Below are 20,903 nucleotides of genomic sequence, written 5' to 3' on the forward strand. Positions count from 1 at the left end.
ATGCAGGAGGAGCGGTCAGCGGGCCTGACGGCCCTCGGCCCCGACCTCCCAAGAGGCGGGACGTCCCCGCGGCGACCCCGTCGGGCCGCCTGGTCGCTATCGTGGCGGGGGGCGATCGACGGGCCCTGTGAAGATCTCTCGGCCGGGTCGGACTCTGCCGTAGTGTCGCGATCATGAGCGAGAATGCCCCGGTCTCCCCCGAGCCCGACGGCGGCGCGCGGGTGGATGCCCGCGCGGAGATCAAGAACTTCCTGACCACCCGGCGCGCCAAGATCACTCCGCAGATGGCCGGGCTGCCCGTGGCCGGGGACAATCGGCGGGTCCCCGGTTTGCGCCGGGAGGAGGTCGCCATGCTCGCGGGGGTGAGCGTCGACTACTACACGCGCCTGGAGCGGGGCAATGCCTCGGGGGCCTCCGAGGAGGTTCTCGACGCGCTCGCCTCCGCGCTCGCACTCGACGATGCCGAACGCGAGCACCTGTTCGATCTCGTCCGCTCCGCCTCACCCAGGGGACGAACCCGACACCGGCGTCCCCGTGCGCGCAGCAGCTCGCCGCGTCCGGGCGTGCAGTGGCTCCTCGACGCCATATCGGTGCCGGCGCTCGTGCAGGACCCGGTGAGCACCTACGTCGCCTCCAACCTCATGGCGCGAGCCCTGTACTCCCCCATGTTCGTCGATCCCGCACCGCTCACGACGGACCGGGGCCCCGCGGTGAGTCCGGCCGCGGACTCCGTCGTGAGGCCCAATATGGCCCGTTTCATCTTCCTCGACCCTCGAAGTCGCGAGTTCTTCCCCGACTGGCCCACCGCGGCAGAGGATCTGGTGGCGATGCTGCGCCTGACGGCGGGCGCGGACCCGACGGCTCCGGGCCTGACGGACCTCGTCGGGGATCTGTCCACGCGCAGCCGCGAGTTCTCCGAGCTGTGGGCGCGCCACGACGTGCGCTACGTGTGCCGCGGAGAGAAGATCATCCACCACCCGGTGGTCGGCCGGCTGCGTCTGTTCTACGAGCCGATGACGTTGACCACGGCCCCCGGCCTGCGCATGACGGCCTACGCCGTCGAACCTGGATCGTCGAGCCAGGACGCGCTGGCGCTGCTGAAGTCCTGGGCTGCGACGGAGCTGGCGGAACCCTCCCCAGGCGATGGCTCGTGCGCCCGATGGTCTCCGATCGCTCGACGATGACGGCTCTGGGCACGACGGGAACGTACCCGCGCGCCGCCGCCCATCTCCACAGGGCCTCGATCTCGTCGACCACCGTGGGGCTGCCGACCAGGGTGGTCGCCGGTCGGGTGAGGGCGAACAGGGTGACGGCGGGGCCCCCGGCCGCGGGGCGGTACTGGGCGACCGCCTGACCGCGCACGCTCCAGGAGGGGATCACCGCGATTTCCGCCCGACTGACCGGCCACGGGATGTGGGCGGTGCGCAGGGCGCCGCGGGAGTGGATGCCGGCGGCGTCGGCGCGCAGCCGCCACCGCAGGGGCGCGGCGACGAGAAGGAGTATCGGCAGGACCACCGCGATGGAGGTGGGTACGAACCCGCAGATGAGCATCAGTCCCGCCGGCCCGCCCATCATCAGTCCTCGCACGAGGACCACGGTGCTCAGGACGAGCATGGTCAGGGCCAGCAGGCCGCCCACGATGGCGCTGGTCGTGCGCAGCTCGGGCGCGCAGCGCCGCTCGTAGGCCCTCGGCGTCCCGCGGATATCATCGTCCGAGTCGGGTCGCGGGCCGTTGCGTCCGCCCGTCGTTCGGGTGCGCCGGGCCCGCTGCAGGCCGACGACGTCGGCGGCGGGAGGCTCATCGCCGGGACCGGGCGTGTGACAGGGATCCATGGGGCCAGACTAGAAGACCGGAGGGGGAGCGCGCAGGGAACTTCTTCCCATGAACGACCGATCGGCGCGCTCGGCCGCGGATTTCGGACGCGTCCCGGCCGCTGGACGGCGTTGGGCCGGGTGCTTGGGCCTGCGGCCCGGTCCTACGCCTGCGGACGCAGCCGGACCATGAGCGCTTCGACGGCCAGTAGCGGGGCGGCGTTGGATCGCAGTCGCGTCCGGCATTCCTCGATGGCGGCGATGCGCGCCAGCGACTGCTCGGGTCCGGTGGAGGCGGCTGCGTGGTCGACGGCCTCAACGAGGTCGATATTGACCCGCTCGACGTCGCCGCACATCTGGGTGGTGAGCACGTCGCGGTAGAAGGAGAGCAGGTCGATCATGGCCCGGTCCAGGACGTCGGTGCGGGCGCGCCTGGCACGACGCTTCTGGTCCTCCTCCAATTGACGAACCTGGGCGCGCAGCGCGGGCGGGATCCTGGCGTCCCCCTCCAGACCGAGTGCCCGCAGCAGGGAGGTCCTCTCCTTCGCGTCGCGCTCGGCAGTGGCTTCTTCGGCCTCGGCTTCAGCGGCGTCGACGAGCTCGGCGGCGGCCAGAACGGCGTCGCCGACGCTGCGCAGGGACACGGGGGCGAGCAGAAGCCGGCGCCGCCGCTCCCAGGCGCCGGGATCGGTGGCCAGGTGCCGGGCCAGCCCGATGTGGGACTGGCTGGCCCGGGCGGCCCGGGCGGCAAGGCTCGGGTCCGCGCCGTCGCGCCGCACGAGCAGCTCGGCGACGGCGTCCGCAGGCGGGATGCGCAGGGTGATCAGGCGGCAGCGCGAGCGGATGGTGGGCAGGACGTCGTCGGCACTGGGGGTGCACAGGATCCACACGGTCCGCGGCGGCGGCTCCTCGATGGATTTCAGCAGCACGTTGGTGGTGCGCTCGGCCATGCGGTCGGCGTCCTCGACGAGGATGACGCGCCATCGCCCGGTCCAGGGCCGGCGCTGCGCCTCGCCGATGAGTCCCTTGACCTCCTCCATGGTGATGAGAAGTTTCTCGGTGGCCAGACGCACGACGTCGGGATGGGTCCCGCTCATGACGTCCCGGCAGGGTTTGCACCGCCCGCAGCCGGGCGTCCGCCCGGTGCACTGAAGGGCCGCGGCGAAGGCGCGGGCGGCTACGGAGCGCCCCGAGCCGGGCGGGCCGGTCACGAGCCAGGCATGGGTCATCGCTGAGTCGTCCCCCTCGTCGGCGCGATCGGCGCCCTCAGGGCCCGTCGTGCTCTCGACGGCGGAGCGGGCCGCGCGCGCGGCGGCGTCGAAGGCGGCGACGACGGACTCCTGCCCGACGACGTCGTCCCACACGCTCGAAGGCGGCTGCGGGGCATCGGGCTGATCGGCGGGGGTGCGACTCACGTGGTCAGGGTAGCGGCGGGCGCCGACGCAGCTCGGACTGAATCACCACCGGGGTCGCCGGACCCCGGCACGAGCCGATCACTGCGCCGCCGCGGCGGCGCGGAAGGCCTCCAACGGGGTGCGGCCAGCGCCGGCCCCGGCGGCGGGGTCCGCTCCCCGGCCCGAGCCGTCCGACTCTAGGCGCAGGCCCGTGCCGCGGGCGGCGATCAGATGCTCAACCTGCCCGGTCACCTCCGCGGCCACCTGTCCGACTGGCCGGTCGGCGTCGACGAGTTTGACGCGTTCGGGCTCGCGCCGGGCCAGGATGCGGAACTCCTTGCGCAGGGCCGTGTGAAAGGCGTCGGGCTCCCGTTCCAGTCGGTCGCGCCGACCGCGCGCGCCGGTGCGTGCGGAGCCGACGGCCGGGTCGGCGTCGAGCAGGATCGTCAGGTCGGGCAGCAGGCCGTCGGCGGCCCACAGGGACAGGTCACGCACCTCCTGCGGGCCGAGCGCGCGGGCAGAGCCCTGGTAGGCGACGGAGGAATCCAGGTAGCGGTCGGTCAGCACCACCTCGCCGCGCGCGAGCGCGGGGCCCACCACGGTGGCGACATGGTGGGCGCGGTCGGCCGCGTACAGCAGAGCCTCGGCGCGCGGGCTCACCTCGCCGCCGTGCAGCAGCAGGTCGCGGATCCGACCGCCGAGTTCGGTGCCGCCGGGCTCGCGGGTGCGCCGGTAGACGATACGAGACTTCAGCAGCAGCGTGCTCAAACGGTCGATCTGAGTGGTCTTGCCGACGCCGTCGCCGCCTTCGAAGGAGATGAGCAAACCGGGGTGATGCTCGCAGCGCTGACCGCGCGCTGACCCGTCAGCGGGGCCGGACGTCGTGAACGGACCGGCGGTGGCGTCAGGGCTCGCGATGACAGCGGGATCGACAGGCTCAGCCGGCCCGGTCACGTCGGCGGAGGCAATCACGGGCCACAGCGTAGCCGAGGTGCACGGTACAGGGCTGGCGCTGGCGGGCATGGACCTGCTTTCGCTGTTCCGGGTGGGCCGGAATGGCGCGTGCCCGCCCGGCGCGGAATCTGCGAGGTGGAGGCCGCCCCGCACAGCGCACGGGCGGGGAGGCGCATCCCCTCTCTTGGACCCCGCCGCGGCCGCCGCCCCGGTCATCCTCGCTCCCATGAAGAAAGTCGGTGAGAAAATCTCACTGAGCATCATCGGCCGAAGGCGGCGGGAGCCGACGCCCCGGCTAATGGTCCTGGCGCGCGTAGAACCGCGCGCTCATGCGGTAGGAGGCCACCAGAGCGAGAACGCCGAGACCCACGGCGGTCCCGCCCGCAGCCGGAAGCAGGCCCGGTTCATGTATGCGGGCTCCCGTCCTCGCCATGAACCCGATCAGTACGGACACAGCAATGCCCACCGCCAGGCTCACCAGCCCCGCGCACAGCCAGGCTCGACGCGTACGGAAACGGATGACGAGCGGCAGCCCCACCACCAGATCGACGACCAGGGCGACGATCAGCCCGACCAGCGATCTCCACATCCCCGCGGAGTGATCGCCGAACACCGCATTACCCCAGATGAGCACCACTCCGAGAAGGGCAGTCGCGGCAATCCAGCCGACCCCCTCGACATACCTGGCGACAACCACCTCCGAGCGGCGCAGCGGCAAGGACGCCAGAAGCCGCGCATCCTCGGAATTGGAGCCCTGGACGAAGCGCAGGAGGACCATATTCAGGGCTACCACCCAGAAGACTCCGAACAAAACTATGTCACCGTCAAACAGCACCCTCATCAAAGAGCCCGTCATGAGGATGAGCAGATTCAACGCATACCAGTCCAGGTCGAGGCGCACAAGAGCTAGAACGACACGCAGACGCCTCCCCGACGGCGCGGCAGGAACGGAATCCTCTCGGTCGGACTCAAAATTGGAATTGAACGATGTCGGAAACGCAAACATAATAAAATCTTCGAGTTCATTAAAAATCATTGATAAAACAGGAAGGCGGCGACTACCCTGGCGATCAATGATCCTGGCGCGCGTAGAACCGCGCGCTCATGCGGTAGGAGGGCACCAGGGCGAGAACGCCGAGGAGCGCCGCGACCCCGACGGCCGCCAGAAACAGGCTCGACTCATCGTGCGGCCCCGGTCCGCGCATATGCGCCCCTGCCTTCACTATGATCCCGATCAGAATCGTCACGCCGACGCTCGCCGCGTAACTTGCCGCCCCTACGCACAACCACCCCCGAAGGGTCTGGAAACGAATACACAGGGGTAGTCCCACCACAAGGTCGAGGAACAGGCCCGAGATGACCATCACCAGCGCCTTTCGCATCCCGACCATGAGACCTGCGGAACCGCCGAACGCCACATCGGTCAGAATGAACACGAGTCCGATGACGGCGACCGCAGCGATACAGCCGAGCCCTTCGACGTACCTAGCAGCGACCACCTCCGAACGGTGCAGCGGCAAAGAGGCGAGAAGTTTCGCTTCTCCAGGGAATACCTTCCGAGTGAAGCGGAGAATAATGACCATATGCATCATCACCCAGCCGCCGCCCGCAACCGCACCCGCAGCCATGCTCCCAGCAGAATCCGCGCAGAAGGAACCGATTATTCCTGAGACCGCGTTACCCGCCATCACCATCCCCATGAGTACCGCAATAAAAAGCAGAACACGCAGCACGTAGGTCCGATTCATGGTCAGAATGAGATCGAGGCGCACAAGAGCAAGAATAATGCGGAGGTGCCGGTGCAGTGATGACGCACCTGAGTCGAGGCGCCCGTCGCAATCCGAGCCAGTCTGAGCAGAAAACACAGATACAGTCATGAAAAAATCTCCATCTCACTCACAACCATCACAGAAGCAGGGAAGCCCAACGATTTCGTACGGCGATCAATAATCCTGACGCCCATACCAGTGGCGAGCCGCCGTACGGGAGGCGATCATGAACCCAGCACACGCAGCCGCGGCAAGTCCGACCGAGGCCGACGGCGCTGTCGAGAACGGCCGCACCAGATACGCGGCCCCGTACAGAGCCCCGATCCCCGCGCCCGTGCACGCCTCCCACACCCACATCGCGTACGCAGGCGCCAGGCACAGGAAAACAGGCACGCCCACAGCGGCCGACCAGCACAGCATGACAACAGCCCTGCTCGCCCCCACCGGGTCATTCACGAACAAACCGAGAAGCTCGATGAGAAGCGCACCGGCACCGAATAGAACCAGGGCCTCCAGCCATCGAGCATCCGCCACGTCCCGGCGGGGCGCCCCCACGGATCCGTAAAAACGACGCAATTTGTAACCGTCATCGAAAGAGCTCTGCACAAGCTGAACGACGACAGTAATCGCACCACACGCCATCGCCGTTATTCGTATCCTCTCAAAACCAAGATCCGCAACGAACGCGGGGGCCACGGGCAATAGGACGAGGGCAACGATCGGACGTCTCAGAACAATAAGATCGAGGGAGATGATGCGACGGATATCTGAGCCGCGACGCCCGGAATCACGGGGAGGACCACTCCGGTCGTCGCGCTGATCGAGCAGAATCCGCAGCAATTTTCCCTCTCCACAAAACCATGAATAATGTGCGCGTCGAAGTACGGAGCACCGCGTCAGCTCCCAGGCGCGTCGCAGGCGCAGCACTTCCAGGCGAGCGATCTCGAGGAGGAGACGGACACATTCGATACGACCGTTAGCCGCACCCATGTCCATCTCATCCCGTACGACGGAGCAGGGGGCGACGTTCACAGCTCGAGCCCGGCGTAGGTCCGCTGGTTCGACACCCAGCCCGTGAATGCCCCCGCAACCAGGAGAATGATCAGTCCGACCCTCCGGGCAACCGTGTCAGCCAAGAATCCAGCAGCGAACGGAAAACCGACCATGGCCACAAGCATTACCAGCATCGCGAGCGCAGTGGCTCCGTTGGCGACAGCCCCGGCTGTAGCACGTCGCCGCACCCAGCTCATGATGATCGAGGCCATCAACGTTACTAGTATTGTGACGGTCGGCGGGGCGATAAGGAATGCCGTCGCCATATTCGCTGATCGTGGCCAGCTGCGGAATATCGCTGCACACGGCGCCAGGTATATAATCAGGAGCCCACCGATCATGAGCCAGTAGGCATTGATGACATCAGCGCGCCGCACCGGTAAGGAGACGTAGAGACGGCTTCCGGATAAACTAGCGGCCATCGAGAACGTCGCCCCCATGAGGAGCGGCCACCATAGCGCGAACAGTATCGACACTCCGGTATTCTTCGACTCACCCATGACGAGGTCCGGGATGATCATCCCGGCGGGCATGATCAGCAGGTACGGCGCAATGATCCTGAGCTGCATCAGCTCCACACGGATAACCGCCAGCACAGCCCGACGGCGGCCGAATCCAGCCGCGGCCCGATCACCGCCCTCCCGGCCGGCGGTCCTACCGGAGACCGAGGCCCCGACAGTTCCCTCATGCATGCCCGTTCTCCTCCTCGCTGTGCTGGACGCCCTTGGCGATATGAATGGCGAGGTCCTCGATCGTGGGCTCCTCCAGGACGACCCCGCTCAGGGCCTCAGCGCGCTCGGTGGCAAGCATGCCCTCCCAGCCAACGGATGTGCGCCGCAGGCCGAAGACCCGCTCCGCCACATCGACGGTAAGGGTTTCGGGTCCGCCGCGCACGATGCGCATGGAGGAGATGAGCTCGTCGGTGGTGCCGGCGCCGACGACGCGTCCGTGGTCGAGGATGACGAGGCGATCGGCGAGGCGATCGAGGTCGGTGGTGATGTGGGTGGAGAACAGGACGGTGTGCCCCTCGTCGGTCATGTAATCCGCTAGGGCGTCAACCATCTCGGAGCGGGCCAGCGGGTCCAGGCCGCCAGTCGGTTCGTCGAGAATAAGCAATTCGGGCGCGTGGGCAAGGGCGGCCGCCATCTGCAGACGCATCCCCATTCCCCGGCTGAGGTCCTTGACCCTCTTGGCCGGGTCGAGATCGGCACCGGCGATCTGGCGGTCGAAGGCCTCATCGGACCAGGTGGGGAAGAAACGGGATAGTCCCCGGCCGACGTCTCGCACCCGCCACATCCCGTTATAGGGAGGGGCGTCGAAGACGACGCCGATGCGCTCATGCGGCAGAGTGGCGGCAGTACCGGAATCCGGGTGGATCATGCCCAGGACGGCTTTGATCGTCGTGGTCTTGCCCGAACCGTTGGCGCCGATGAAGCCGGTGACGTACCCGCGCTCAACAGTGAAACTGACGTCGTCGAGGACGAACTCGGGGGTGCAGCCCCGCTTGGTGACGATACTGGAGAAGTGCTTGGTCAGATGGGAGACCTCAATGGGATTCACTGGTCCTCCTGGGTGGCGATAACGGAATCGAGCACGGCGTGGAGCTCCTCGGCGGTGAGTCCGGCGACGTGCGCGCGCTCGACGGCGCGGCCGAGATGCCCCTCGACCTCGCGCAGCACCTGCTCATGGACGAGCCCCGCGTCACGAGGCAGGACGAAGTAACCCTTGCCCGGGACGTTGGCGACGAACCCCTCGGCGGTGAGGTCGGAGTAGGCACGCGTCGTCGTGATGACGCTGACGCGCAGGTCCCGGGCGAGAACGCGGATCGAGGGGAGCCGCTCGTCGACAGCGACCCGATCGGTGAGGATCGCCTCCTTGATCTGCCGCTTGATCTGCTCGTAGATCGGGATGCCCGCCGTGTTGGACAAAACGACCGACAACGGCATCACTCCCCCTTCCACTCGACGGTACGCCGGACATCGCATAGACACTATAGACAGTTGGTCCGACCCGTTCAACAGCGGTTGCGGCCGTGCGCAGCCACTCCGAAGACCCGCTCCGGCGTCTCCGGCAGTGCACTCGTTCGCGCAGCTAAAGCTGATATCTCAGGGATTGTTGGCGTTGTCCGGGGTCAAGGGATCGTGCACCCTCCCCGAAGACGGGCACGTCTCCTCCTCGGGGAGGAGACGCAGCGCATCGGCTCTCCTCCCTTCCGTATATGTTCGGCATGGACGGTTCGATACGCTCCGACCATGAGATACGCCCTGAGAACACGACCGCGAGCCGCGGCCGCCGCCTTGAGCATCGTCGTGCTGTCGGCCGCCTCAACCATCTACCAGCCGCAGAGCCACGCCTCGCCGAGCGGCCCTCCGACCGACGCGAGCACGTCGATAACGAGCGGGGCGGCGCCCGCCGCCGACGGCGGAGCGGCCGCGCCCGAGGGCCTGGAGGACTTCTACGGTCAGCACCTGAGCTGGTCCGATTGCCCGGACGGCCCGGCCGGCCTCCAGTGCGCCACCGCCGCCGTACCCGTGGACTACAACGACCCGTCCGGGCGGACCGTCCCGATCGCCCTCAAGCGCCTGCCCGCCTCCGACGGCGAGGCCGAGCTCGGAAGCCTGTTCCTCAATCCGGGCGGCCCCGGCGAGCCCGGCACCTCCATGGCCGCGGACGCGGCGAGCGTCTACACCCCCGAGATGCTCGCCGCCTACGACATCATCGGTTTCGATCCGCGCGGCACGGGCGAGTCGGCGGGTCTGACCTGCTGGAGTCCCGAGGAGCTCGAGCAGGCGCGCGACGACGAGCAGGCCGCCTCCCCGAACGGGCGGCCGGCCGGAGAGGACGGGACTCCGGGGATCGACCAAGACGATGCGCCGACCGGCGCGCAGGCGGCCCAAGCCGACGGCGACGGCGCCGATGACTGGGACTCGATCGTGGCCTCGGGGGAGGCCGTCGCGGCCAAGTGCCGCCAGTACTCGCAGATCCCTGATCTCATCGACCACATGAGCACCCGGGACACGGCCCGCGACCTCGACGTCCTGCGCGCCGCCGTCGGAGACGGGAAACTGTCTTACATCGGCTACTCCTACGGGACCCTGATCGGGGCGACCTATGCCGAGCTCTTCCCGGCCAACGTCGGACGCACCGCCCTGGACAGCGCCGAAGATCCGGACCTGACCCGCTCGGAGGTGGTCGCCGGACAGGCCGAGCGTCGGGAGAATCGGATGCGCGAGTACATCGAGTACTGCCTCGGCCAGGAGGACTGCCCGCTGACGGGAGACGTCGATGGGGCCCGAGACCAGCTCTCCTCCTTCGTCACCGGATTGGATGCCGAGCCGCTCACCGTCACCCAGGACGGGCAGAGCACTCGGATGGACGCCTCCACGGCCCAGATCACCATGGAGAATCTGTGGCTGGCGCGGCCCGAGTACTGGCCGGCTCTCACCAGGGCGCTGTCCCAAGCGATGTCCCGGCATGACGGCACGGAGCTCGCACGCGTGGGCGCTCTGGCACCGGGGACGGGGCGGATCCAGACGGACGGCTCCGAGGATTCCCTGCGTTTCGTCGTCGCCCATGCGGCGGTGACGTGCGCCGACTCACCGGACGTTCCCGATCCGGCTCAGTGGCGGGCGACGGCGGCGGCGGACAACGCGGCGTACCCGTTCCTGAGCAGGTTCGGAACCAGCTCCTCGCGAATCGACGCCTACTGCCACGGCTGGGGCGTCACGTCGGATACCGAACCGTCGCAGATCCACGCCTCCGGCGCGGCACCCATCCTTGTCGTGGGCGTCACGGGGGACTCCCAGACGCCCTATCCGTGGTCGCAGTCCCTGGCCTCCCAACTCGACTCCGGTCACCTGCTGACCGTTGAGGGCTACCAGCACGGCGCCTCCTGGGGCACCAACTCATGCGCCCTCTCGCGCGTCAGCGACTACCTGGTCAACGGCACTGTGCCGCAGGAGGAGACGACCTGCTCGATCGACCCGCTGCCGGAGGACATCGCCAAGGCGCTCGCCGGGTGATGGCCCGGCGGTGCGGGAGCCGATCGTGAGGAGGCCGGTCCGATCCGCCGACCCTCAGGACTCCGGCGGTCTCAGGACTTCTCAGAGGTCGACGAAGTCGACGACGACGCCGTCCTGCCGGTTGTCCTCTTCGTCGTCTTCCTCGTCGTCTTGCGGGGCGTGCGCTTCTTGGCCGGCCCCTTGGCGCGCTTGTCGGTGAGCAGCTCGTAGGCGCGTTCGGGGGTGACCGTGGCCGGGTCGTCCCCGCGGCGCAGAGTCACGTTGGTCTGCCCGTCGGTGACGTAGGGGCCGAACCGGCCGTCCTTGATGACGACGGGCCGACCCGTGTCCGGATCCGTGCCGAGCTCGCGCAGTGGAGCGCGCGCGGCCGCCCGGCCGCGGCGTCGCTTGGGCTGGGCGAACAGCTCCAGAGCCTGGTCCAGGGTGACCGTGAAGATCTGATCCTCGCTCTCCAGAGAGCGCGAATCCGCGCCCTTCTTCAAGTAGGGCCCGTACCGTCCGTTGTGCACGGTGATGTCGACGCCCTCGGCATCCTGACCGACGACGCGCGGCAGGTTCAGCAGGTCGAGAGCCTGCTCGAGAGTGACCGTCGACAGGTCCATGGTCTTCAGCAGGGAGGCGGTGCGCGGCTTGGGGCCCCTGGAGGTTCTGGCCCTCCTCGTGGTGCGCTTCTTCGGCTTGTCGGTCTTCCCGTCTTCGGCGTTCTCCTCCGGGGCCGCCTCGGGCTCGGGAAGAACCTCGGTGACGTAGGGCCCGTACCGGCCGTCCCTGGCGATGATCATGCGCCCGGTGGCCGGGTCGATGCCGAGCTCGCGGCCGTCGTCGGCCGCCCTCTCGAACAGTTCGCGCGCCCTGGCGACGGTGAGCTCGTCGGGGGCGACGTCAGCGGGCACATTGGCCCGCTTTCCCTCCGAGTCCTCAAGATAGGGGCCGTAGCGGCCCACCCGCACAGTGATGCCCTCGCCGATGTCAATGGAGTTGACGGCGCGGGCGTCGATATCCCCCAGATTCTCCACCAGCGCCCTGAGGCCGTGCTCGGCGCCTCCGTCATCGGTGGGGGCCGGCGTCTCGGCACCGGGATCCCCACGCCCGAAGTAGAAGCGGGTGAGCCAATCGACCCGGTCCTCCTGCCCGGCGGCGATGCGATCGAGGTCCGCCTCCATGGAGGCAGTGAAGTCGTAGTCGACGAGGTCGGCGAAGTTCTCCTCCAGCAGCCGGGTGACGGCGAAGGCGAGCCAGGTGGGGACAAGGGCCTGCCCGCGGTGATCGACGTAGCCCCGGTCGGAGATCGTCGACATGATCGCCGCATAGGTGGAGGGGCGACCGATCTCCCGCTCCTCCAGGGCCTTGACCAGGGACGCCTCGGTGTAGCGCGGCGGCGGGGTGGTCTCGTGACCGGAGGCCTGCGCCCCCAGCGCCGCCAGGTCCTGCCCCTCGGTCATCGCCGGCAGCCGGACGTCCTTGTCGCCCTTCGCACCGGCCCTTCCGCCCCCGGACTCCGACTCCGCCTCGTAGCGCTCGGCGTCGCGTCCCTCCTCGTAGGCGGCGAGAAAGCCCCGAAAGGTGATGACGGTGCCCGAGGCGGTGAAACCGGCCGTGGAGAAGGCCGGGCCCGCCTCCTGCGGGGCCCCGCCCGTCGGCTCCAATGGCACCTCGACTCTCACGGTGGCGGTCGAGCCGACGGCGTCGGCCATCTGGGAGGCGACGGTGCGCTTCCAGATGAGCTCGTAAAGGCGGAACTGGGAGCCGGAGAGCTGACCGGAGACCTGGGCCGGGGTGCGGAAATGGTCTCCGGCGGGACGGATGGCCTCATGGGCCTCCTGGGCGCCCTTGACCCTCGTGGCGTAGACGCGCGGCCGGTCGGGCACGTACTCGGTCCCGTAGAGCTCGGCCACCTGGGCCCGCGCCGCGTCCACGGCCTGAGCGGACAGGACCGTCGAGTCGGTCCGCATGTAGGTGATGAAGCCGTTCTCGTACAGGCCCTGCGCCAGACGCATGGCCTCGCGCGGGTTCATGCGCAGCTTGCGGGAGGCCTCCTGCTGGAGGGTGGACGTGGTGAAGGGGGCGGCCGGACGACGCCTGTAGGGCTTCTCCTCGACCTGGGCCACGCGCGGCGTGCTGCGCACGACGGCATCGGCTACGGCCCTGGCGCCGTCCTCATGCAGGTGGACGGCGCCCGCCTCGACGGCGGCCGGGCGCAACGCCCCGGCGTCGGTGAAATCGCGTCCGGCGGCGACGCGACGCCCGTCCAGGGTCGCCAGGCGCGCGGTGAAGGCGGCCGCGCGACGAGCATCATCGCAGACGGCGGAGGGCGTGGTCGCGCCGGCGGCGGATGACTCCGACAGCGCCGACAACTCGGCCTCCACGCCCCAGTAGCCAGCGGAGACGAAGGCCATGCGCTCGCGCTCGCGCTCGACGACGAGGCGGGTGGCCACCGACTGGACGCGTCCGGCGGACAAGCCCGCGCGGATCTTGCGCCACAGGACCGGGCTGATCTCGTAGCCGACGAGGCGGTCGAGAATGCGGCGGGTCTCCTGAGCATCGACGCGATGCGCGTCCACATCGCGCGTATTGTCCAGGGCCCGGGTGACGGCCTCGCGAGTGATCTCCGTGAACGTCATGCGTCTGACAGGCACCTTGGGCTTGAGAACCTGGAGGAGGTGCCAGGCGATGGCCTCGCCCTCGCGGTCGTCATCGGTGGCGAGGTAGAGCTCGTCGGCATCCTTAAGAGCCCTGCGCAGGACGGTGACCGTCTTCTTCTTATCGGGGTTGATGACGTAGTAGGGCTTGAAGCCGTCGGAGACGTCGACGGCGAATTTGCCGTACGGGCCCTTCTTCTCGGCGGCGGGCAGCTCGGAGGGCTGCGCCAGGTCGCGGATGTGCCCGATGGAGGCCTCGACGTCGAAATCCTCGCCGAGGTAGGCGGCAATGGATCGGACCTTGTTGGGGGACTCGACGATGACGAGCTTGGTGGACACGACTGCCTTCCTCGCGGTTCGTCCGGCGGCGCCTCCCGTCACCGCGGGCCCCGCCGGAGCTGCCGGAGACCGCCGGGCGGCCCCCGTGGCCGACTGTAACGCATCGTCCGGCGCCCCAGGACACGGTTTCACCCGCCGAACGAGCCGCCCGTCAGCCGGCGTCCCTCGTCCGCCGGTCAGTCGATCTCGCCCAGCGACGAGCGCAGAACCTCCATGCGACGGCGGATGACGGCCTCGTCGAAGGGCAGGTGCAGGCCCCGGCACTCGGCGGCCAGGGCCGCCATGCCGCGCACCTCCGGGGTACCGCGCTCGGCGAGGGCCGCCGCCTCGGCGACGGCGTCGGACGCCCCCCGGCCGCCGCGACGGTCCACCCAGCGACTCAGGCGTCGTACCATGCGATCCAAACTCGGGGTGATCCGGCCCAGCTCGGCATCAAGGGCCGCCACGCCCTGCTCCACCTCGATGCACAACGGCCCGAGTCGGGCGAAACCCTCGTCGAGAGCCCCGCACAGGTCGCGGATCGAGCCGGCCGGGTCCTCCTCACTGCCGTCCAGGACGGACCGGGCGAAGCGTCCGACCATGAGGGTGAGCAGACGCATGAGCGCCACCGAGTAGCGCAGCTCGAGCACCAGGCGGTGCAGGGCGTCCAGACGGTCGGGCAGGGCGCGCAGCGCCGGCGTCGACGCCCGGGAGAGCTCAATGACCTGCGAGGCCAGGGCGTCCGTCCTGTCCATGACGTTGAGGGAGCGCCCGCCCACGACCCGGGCGTAGGACTCGGCGCGGTCGGCGACGGCGAGGAGGACGCCCTCGGTGGCGGCCATGGAGGTCAGCAGACGCAGATATTCCTCGAGCTCGAAGACGAGCAGATTGGTGTCCCTCTCTATCTGACCCGTCACCGTCAGGATACGGGTCACGGGACCGCTGACAGGGGGCGCGGCGGGCACGCGCACGCCCGCGGAGACCAGGGCGGAGACCTCGCGGGGCAGTTGCGCCAGGGTCATCGCGTGCAGAGACTCGTACCCCAGCGCACCCAGCTCGCGAGCCAGTTCATCGCCCCCGTACTCGCCGATCCGGTGCCGCGAGGCGCCGCGCGCCGCGATCTCGCGCTCCCGCGCCCGCACACCGCGGTAGACCTGCTCGACGGCCTGCTGGGTGTCGGTGTCGAGCGGCTTGGTGCGCACCGACAAGTACCCGCCCGAGATCGGCACGATGGTGGCGAAAACGCGGTAGTCGAGCCCGTCGGCCGCGCGGTTGAGCACGTAGGCGCACACCGGCAGGCCGGCGAGGAGATCGTCCCACATAAGCTTGAAGACGCCCGCCGGCATGTCCAGGTGGCGGATGATGTTGTGCGGGGCCCCGATCACCCTGTCGCGCGTGTAGCGCGACAGGGTGTCGAAGGTGCGGTTGGACCGCTGGATAACGCCCTTGGGGTCAGTCGTCGAGAAGAAGATGTCGTCCGGTCCGAAGAACCGCTCATAGCCGACCTGAGACTCCACGTCCGTCCTCTCCTGAGTGCTCGTTGCACGTCGTCACGCGCCCCCGAGCCAGGCAGAGGCGAACTGTTCATACCAAATCAAGAATAACGTTAGCTATCGACGTGCCAGCATCGTCCATCGCAACCGTGTCGTAAGAGAGATCCAAGCCGCGGCAGCGAGCGGCGAGCGTCGCCAATGAGGACATCTCCGGGAACCCGGTCCCGGCCAGGCCGGCGGCCTCCTCCAGGAGGGCTCGGACGTCTCCCTGCGCGCCCTCGTGCAGCGAGGCGCCCTCGCTCTGGAGCGCGCGCAGCCACCGATCGAAAGGGCGTCGGGTGCGATCGAGGTCGGAGACGACCAGGCGCATCGCGCCGTCGAGCGCGTCGCGCTGGGCGGCCAGCTCGGTGCAGGCGGCACCGACCTTCTTCAGATCGACCGTGAGAGCGTGGTGGAGTTCTGTCATGGCGGCGGGAACGTCCTCCTCTGCACCGTCGACCACGGCGGCGGCGTAGGAGCCGAGCACCAGCGTGTGCAGCCGCATGAGGGAGGCGTGGAAGCTTAGCTGCTGGACGGCGCGGTACAGGGAGACGACCGTCGCGGTCAGGCCCGTGAGCTGCTCGACGGCATGACCGGTGCGCTCGGCCACGCGCGAGGCGACGCTGGGCACGGAGGACTCGGGGTCCTGACTGTCGAGCGTGGCGACCAGCTCGCCGGTGCGCCGCGCCCGCTCGATGATCGAAGGAGCCTCCTGCATCCAGGAGCCCAACCCGTCCAACAGCGAGCGGTACCCGGTCATCTGCCCCACGAGAGTATCGCTGTCGCGCTCGATGTCGCGCGCGCGAGCGAGAATAGCGGCGGCGGGGCCCTCCATCCCGTCACGGGTCGGCACGTGCACGCCCCTGTTGATGAGGTACACGGCCTCGGTGGGCAGGGCCGCCATGCTGAAAGCCGCCAGCGAGGAGTAGCCGAGGGCGTTGAGTTCACTCAGAAGGGCCCCGGCCCCCTTCTCGGCGACCTCACGGCGGCCCGAGCCCTGCTCGGCCGCCTCGTGCTCGAGCGCGCGCACGCGACCGTAGACCTCGCGGACCGTGGCGAAGGCATTCTCGTCGAGAGGCTTGGTGCGCACCGAAACGTAACCGTCCTGGACGGCGGTCACAGTTGCGAAGACCCAGTAGTCGAGCCCGTCACCAGCGCGGTTGAGCACGTAGGTGCACACCGGCCGCCCGGCCTCCAGGTCGTCCCACATGAGCTTGAAGACACCCGCCGGCATGTCGTCATGGCGAATGATGTTGTGCGGAGCACCGACCATCTCCTCGCGCGAGTGGCGTGCCAGGAAGAGGAAGGTCCGGTTCGCGTTGCGGATGACGCCCTTGAGGTCCGCCGTTGAGAAGAAGACGTCCTCGACGTCGAAGAGTCGTTCATTGCCCTGGATGGTTTCCACGGAGTATCCCGGTCCGGTAGAAGTGAAATCTGTGCACCGTCAAGAGTGCCACCAGCCAGTCCGACAGCGCACCTCACCCAGCGGTCACAAAGCCGTAACACGGGTAGTAAGCGGTTCATCTCACACGGGGCCGTCGTTCGTCGACCCGCGGACGCGGGATGCCCGTCACACAGCCTCGACACAGGAAGGTCTTGTTTGATGGCGGCATGAGCACCTCCGCCGAGACCCTCACCCGCCCTGACGGCGCCCCTGTGCGCGTTCTCGTCGTCGACGACGAGCAGATGCTGGCCGACCTCCTCGCCTCGGCATTGCGTTACGAGGGCTGGGAGGTGACGACGGCGGGCACCGGCGTCGCCGCGGTGAGGGCGGCCCAGGAGATCGAGCCGGACGTCATCGTCCTGGACATCATGCTGCCCGACTTCGATGGTCTGGAGGTCATGCGCCGCGTCCACGGGCACCAGCCGGGCGTGCCCATCCTGTTCCTCACGGCGAAGGACGCCGTGGAGGACCGGGTGGCCGGCCTGACCGCCGGCGGCGACGACTACGTGACCAAGCCCTTCTCCCTGGAGGAGGTCGTAGCGCGGCTGCGCGCCCTCCTGCGGCGGTCGGGGGCGAACGCCGAGAAGCCGGACAATCTGCTGGAGGTCGGGGATCTGCGCATGAACGAGGACTCCCACGAAGTCTGGCGCGGCGAGGACGAGATCCGTCTGACGGCCACCGAGTTCGAGCTGCTGCGCTACCTCATGCGCAACCCACGTCGAGTCCTGTCCAAGCCCCAGATCCTGGACCGGGTGTGGAACTATGACTTCGGCGGGCAGGCCAATATCGTCGAGCTGTACATCTCCTACCTGCGCCGCAAGATCGACAAGGGGCGCGAGCCGATGATCCACACCATGCGCGGGGTGGGCTACGTACTCAAGCCCGCGGACCAGGACAAGCCGCAGAGCTGAGCCGAGCCGAGTCCGCATCGCATCGTGAGCACCTCCTCCGCGCCCCGCCCGCGCAGCCTGCGCACCCGCCTCGTCGTCGGCGTGCTCGGCCTCGTGCTCGTCATGGCCGCCACCATGGGGGCCTTCTCCACGATCACGCTGCATCACACGCTCATGAACCGGCTCGATGACCAGCTGACAGCGGCGTCCCACCGTGCCGAGGCCCGCCGTCACGGGGAGGAGCACGACGGGTCCACCCTCGACCAGCAGGCCCCCGACTCGGCCGTCCCGAGCGCGAGCCCCGCGGAGCCGTCGGCGACGTCGTCGCCCGCTCCCTCCGCGCCGGCGACCCACACCTGCGGAGACCAGGACCCCGCCGCCGTGCCGGGCGCCAAACCGGTCCCCGCCGGGCTCGACGCCGCCGGGCAGGCGACCGGCACACTGACCCTCATCGCCTCCGGCGCATCCGACACCGGCAGCGCCGACGATTCCGGCGACGGAGATGGCGCAGACGGCGGAGATGCGGACCACTCGAGCGGCACGGCGCCCGCCTCCGCGACGGTGACGGCCGGTTACATCGACGACGACGGCCGCTACCAGAGCCTGGCTCCAGCCGAGTGCCAGGTGCTGCTGTCCCTGGAGACGACCGGGGAACCGGTCACCGTCGGCATCGACTCCCTGGGCGACTACAGGGTGCTGGCCTCTAAGGACGCGACCACGGGCGACATCGTCATCACGGGCCTGTCCATGAAGGCCGACAACACGCTCGTGCGCACCCAGCTTCTCGTGGAGGGGGCCATCGTCGTGATCGGCACCCTTATCGCGGCCCTGGCCGGACGGACCATGGTGCGATCCTCGCTCACCCCCCTGGAGCGGGTCGCCTCCACGGCCGAGCGCGTCGCCTCCCAGCCGCTGGCGCGCGGAGAGGTCAGCATCGACGAGCGCGTCCCCGGCGAGGATCTGACCTCCTCCCGAGAGGTCGGGCAGGTCGGTTCGGCGCTCAACACTCTGCTGGGGCACGTCGACGACGCTCTGACGGCGCGTCAGCACAGCGAGACGCAGGTGCGCCAGTTCGTGGCCGACGCCTCCCACGAGCTGCGCACCCCGCTGGCCTCGATCCGCGGGTACACCGAACTCATCGCCCGGGAGGGGGCCGACGCAGCCCTGCCCGATGAGGCCGTGCACGCCCTGGAGCGGGTCCACTCCGAATCGCTGCGGATGAGCCGACTCGTGGAGGATCTGCTGCTCCTGGCGCGCCTGGACGCCGGACGCGATCTGAACCGCGATGAGGTCGATCTCGTCGGTATCCTGCTGGACACGGTCTCCGATGCGCGCGCCGCGGGCCCCGACCACGAGTGGGAGCTCGACCTGGCCGCCCTGGACGCGCCGGCGGATCTGGGAGAGGACGAGCGCGACGACTTCGAGCCCGAGCCGCCGTTGGTCCTGGGAGACGAGGCGCGGCTGCGCCAGGTCCTGGTCAACCTCCTGGCCAACGCCCGCGTCCACACGCCTGCGGGCTCGCATGTGATCACGACCCTGTCGCGTCGCACGGCCCCGGTCGCCTCGGACGCTCCGAACGGCTCGGGCGAACGGGAACGGGGCGGTCGGGATGTCTCTTCTGGCGGGGCCGCCGCAGCGGCGGCCCCGCCGGGAGAGGAGCTCGTCATCACGATCTCCGACGACGGCCCGGGCATCGAGGCGGCCGTGCGCGGGCGACTGTTCGAGCGCTTCGCCCGCGGGGACGCCTCCCGGGAGCGGCGCACGGGGTCAACGGGTCTGGGGATGAGCATCGCACTGGCGATCGTCGTCTCCCACGGCGGCACGCTCACCGTGGACAGCATCTGCGCCGGGGAGGACCCGGTCCATCCGCAGGCGCACGGAACAATCTTCACGGTCGCCCTGCCCGCAGCGCCAGCGGCGGATTAGCGCCGAACGTCACCGCATCACCGCGGCGGGGCCGCGCACCCCACGGTTCCCGCTGTGCGCGGCGCCTGTACGGAGATACGCAGGTCCCGCACGCGCGGGCCCCGCTACGAACGCACATGGCGTCCCCGACGACGCGGCGGCGCCACCTCCGACGCCCGGGACAGGGCGGCCAGAAGGGCGAGGCCGGTGAAGGCCACGGCGACCGTACCGCCGGACCCGGCGGCGTAGGCGACGAAGGCGTCGACGCGGCTCGGGTCGACCTGCAATCCGCGCCAGGTGATCACCTCGAGGGCGGCGGAGATCACGCCGGCGAGCACGCCGAGAACTCCCAGGATCATGACGGCGACGCCCGGGCCGGCGGCGGGCGCCCCGTCCGCGCGGCGAGCGCCGCGCCCGCCGCCGTCATCGGGGCCGGTCCGTCCGCCGGGAGCGGGCTCATCGTTGGCCCAGGCGCCGCAGGCGACCGCGACGGCGCCCCAGCCGACGGCGAGCAGCAGCGCTGCCATGACGTCCCCAGGGCGGTGCCACTGGCACACCAGGGTCGAGTACCCCATGGCGGCGGCTAGCAGCGCCCCGACCCACGCCGTCAGCGACCGCCAGCGCGCACCGACGACCAGGACGAGCGCGACGGCCGTGGAGGCGGCGACCGCGGTGTGCCCGCTGGGCAGGGTGTTAGCGGCGTCCCATCGCTGGGAGAGCCCGAAGTCGGGACGCCATAGGAGGGTGTGCTTGAGAAGCTGGGCGGAGGCGTTGGTGGCCGCGATCGTTCCGGCCGCCCACAGGGCGCGACGGCGACTGCCGCGCCACAGCGCCAGCAGGAACACGATGACGGCCATCGCGATGACGGCCGGTATCGATACGACGTGGAGGAGGGTGCGAGCGTACCCGGAGGCGAACCGAGCGCCGATGCGGGACCCGGTGAGGGCGGTCTGCTCCATGAGCTGTCCCGTGTGGGAGACGACCAGCACGGCCCACACGACGAGTATGCCCAGGAAGCAGGCTGCAGCAAGTGCAGCCGCACGCAGGCGGGGCTTTAACCGAGCGGATACCACGAAACGATCGTAGGGGCCGATCCCCGCCGTCGGTGCAGCGCACCGCACGGCCGGCTACGAGGTGCGCCACACGGAACGAACGCCACGGCCGACGCTCC

At 69.3% G+C, this 20,903-nt stretch carries 17 protein-coding genes; 5 read left to right on the forward strand and 12 right to left on the reverse strand.

What is annotated here, in order from left to right; genetic code table 11:
• Positions 1-173 precede the first annotated feature (173 nt).
• Positions 174-1,184 carry a helix-turn-helix domain-containing protein gene (locus HMPREF9062_RS00400; protein ID WP_009409615.1) on the forward strand — a complete coding sequence of 337 codons (1,011 nt, stop codon included), beginning with the start codon at positions 174-176 and terminating at the stop codon, positions 1,182-1,184.
• Between the two features lie 359 nt (positions 1,185-1,543).
• Positions 1,544-1,684, forward strand: a complete 141-nt coding sequence (locus tag HMPREF9062_RS12715) for a hypothetical protein (RefSeq protein ID WP_156789917.1) — start codon at positions 1,544-1,546, stop codon at positions 1,682-1,684.
• A gap of 292 nt (positions 1,685-1,976) precedes the next feature.
• Here HMPREF9062_RS12715 and HMPREF9062_RS00410 read toward each other — a convergent pair whose 3' ends face one another.
• From HMPREF9062_RS00410 to HMPREF9062_RS00445, 8 genes are all read right to left on the reverse strand, one after another.
• Positions 1,977-3,227, reverse strand: coding sequence for a DNA polymerase III subunit delta' (locus HMPREF9062_RS00410; RefSeq protein ID WP_009409618.1), 1,251 nt, complete (start codon positions 3,225-3,227; stop codon positions 1,977-1,979).
• 78 nt (positions 3,228-3,305) lie between these two features.
• Entirely contained in the window at positions 3,306-4,178 is an 873-nt protein-coding gene (gene tmk, locus HMPREF9062_RS00415) for a dTMP kinase (protein ID WP_399501461.1), read from the reverse strand.
• Between the two features lie 277 nt (positions 4,179-4,455).
• Positions 4,456-5,166, reverse strand: coding sequence for an ABC-2 transporter permease (locus HMPREF9062_RS00420; RefSeq protein ID WP_172634812.1), 711 nt, complete (start codon positions 5,164-5,166; stop codon positions 4,456-4,458).
• A gap of 64 nt (positions 5,167-5,230) precedes the next feature.
• Entirely contained in the window at positions 5,231-6,037 is an 807-nt protein-coding gene (locus HMPREF9062_RS00425; RefSeq protein ID WP_156789919.1) for an ABC-2 transporter permease, read from the reverse strand.
• 66 nt (positions 6,038-6,103) lie between these two features.
• Complete coding sequence (locus HMPREF9062_RS00430) at positions 6,104-6,571, reverse strand: hypothetical protein (RefSeq protein ID WP_009409622.1); 468 nt, start codon at positions 6,569-6,571, stop codon at positions 6,104-6,106.
• Positions 6,572-6,957: 386 nt separating this feature from the next.
• The gene (locus HMPREF9062_RS00435; protein ID WP_034253396.1) at positions 6,958-7,674 is read right to left on the reverse strand and encodes a hypothetical protein; all 717 of its coding nucleotides are present in this window, start codon (positions 7,672-7,674) and stop codon (positions 6,958-6,960) included.
• Entirely contained in the window at positions 7,667-8,542 is an 876-nt protein-coding gene (locus tag HMPREF9062_RS00440) for an ABC transporter ATP-binding protein (protein WP_009409625.1), read from the reverse strand. Before HMPREF9062_RS00440 ends, HMPREF9062_RS00435 begins: the two co-directional genes overlap by 8 nt.
• Positions 8,539-8,928, reverse strand: coding sequence for a GntR family transcriptional regulator (locus HMPREF9062_RS00445; RefSeq protein ID WP_009409626.1), 390 nt, complete (start codon positions 8,926-8,928; stop codon positions 8,539-8,541). The genes HMPREF9062_RS00440 and HMPREF9062_RS00445 overlap by 4 nt, the downstream gene beginning before the upstream one ends.
• A gap of 306 nt (positions 8,929-9,234) precedes the next feature.
• Between HMPREF9062_RS00445 and HMPREF9062_RS00450 the strand changes: the two genes are divergently transcribed.
• Positions 9,235-11,004, forward strand: a complete 1,770-nt coding sequence (locus tag HMPREF9062_RS00450; protein ID WP_009409627.1) for an alpha/beta hydrolase — start codon at positions 9,235-9,237, stop codon at positions 11,002-11,004.
• 71 nt (positions 11,005-11,075) lie between these two features.
• On the opposite strand, the gene topA is transcribed toward HMPREF9062_RS00450, so the two are convergent.
• The 3 genes from topA to HMPREF9062_RS00465 all read right to left on the reverse strand — a co-directional run bounded on the left by topA (position 11,076) and on the right by HMPREF9062_RS00465 (position 16,898).
• Positions 11,076-13,982 carry a type I DNA topoisomerase gene (gene topA, locus HMPREF9062_RS00455; protein WP_009409628.1) on the reverse strand — a complete coding sequence of 969 codons (2,907 nt, stop codon included), beginning with the start codon at positions 13,980-13,982 and terminating at the stop codon, positions 11,076-11,078.
• Between the two features lie 176 nt (positions 13,983-14,158).
• On the reverse strand, positions 14,159-15,478 hold the full coding sequence (locus tag HMPREF9062_RS00460) for a diguanylate cyclase (protein ID WP_009409629.1): 1,320 nt from the start codon (positions 15,476-15,478) through the stop codon (positions 14,159-14,161).
• A gap of 67 nt (positions 15,479-15,545) precedes the next feature.
• Entirely contained in the window at positions 15,546-16,898 is a 1,353-nt protein-coding gene (locus HMPREF9062_RS00465; RefSeq protein WP_009409630.1) for a diguanylate cyclase, read from the reverse strand.
• A 206-nt stretch (positions 16,899-17,104) separates the two neighbouring features.
• On the opposite strand from HMPREF9062_RS00465, the gene HMPREF9062_RS00470 reads away from it, so the two are divergent.
• Together HMPREF9062_RS00470 and HMPREF9062_RS00475 are read left to right on the forward strand one after the other, a co-directional pair.
• Entirely contained in the window at positions 17,105-17,848 is a 744-nt protein-coding gene (locus tag HMPREF9062_RS00470) for a response regulator transcription factor (protein ID WP_034253399.1), read from the forward strand.
• A 24-nt stretch (positions 17,849-17,872) separates the two neighbouring features.
• Positions 17,873-19,753 carry a sensor histidine kinase gene (locus tag HMPREF9062_RS00475; protein ID WP_009409632.1) on the forward strand — a complete coding sequence of 627 codons (1,881 nt, stop codon included), beginning with the start codon at positions 17,873-17,875 and terminating at the stop codon, positions 19,751-19,753.
• Positions 19,754-19,857: 104 nt separating this feature from the next.
• Here HMPREF9062_RS00475 and HMPREF9062_RS11995 read toward each other — a convergent pair whose 3' ends face one another.
• Complete coding sequence (locus HMPREF9062_RS11995) at positions 19,858-20,805, reverse strand: phosphatase PAP2 family protein (RefSeq protein ID WP_253270620.1); 948 nt, start codon at positions 20,803-20,805, stop codon at positions 19,858-19,860.
• Positions 20,806-20,903 lie beyond the last annotated feature (98 nt).

The sequence above is a fragment of the Actinomyces sp. oral taxon 448 str. F0400 genome (assembly GCF_000220835.1).
Taxonomy (GTDB): Bacteria; Actinomycetota; Actinomycetes; order Actinomycetales; family Actinomycetaceae; genus Actinomyces.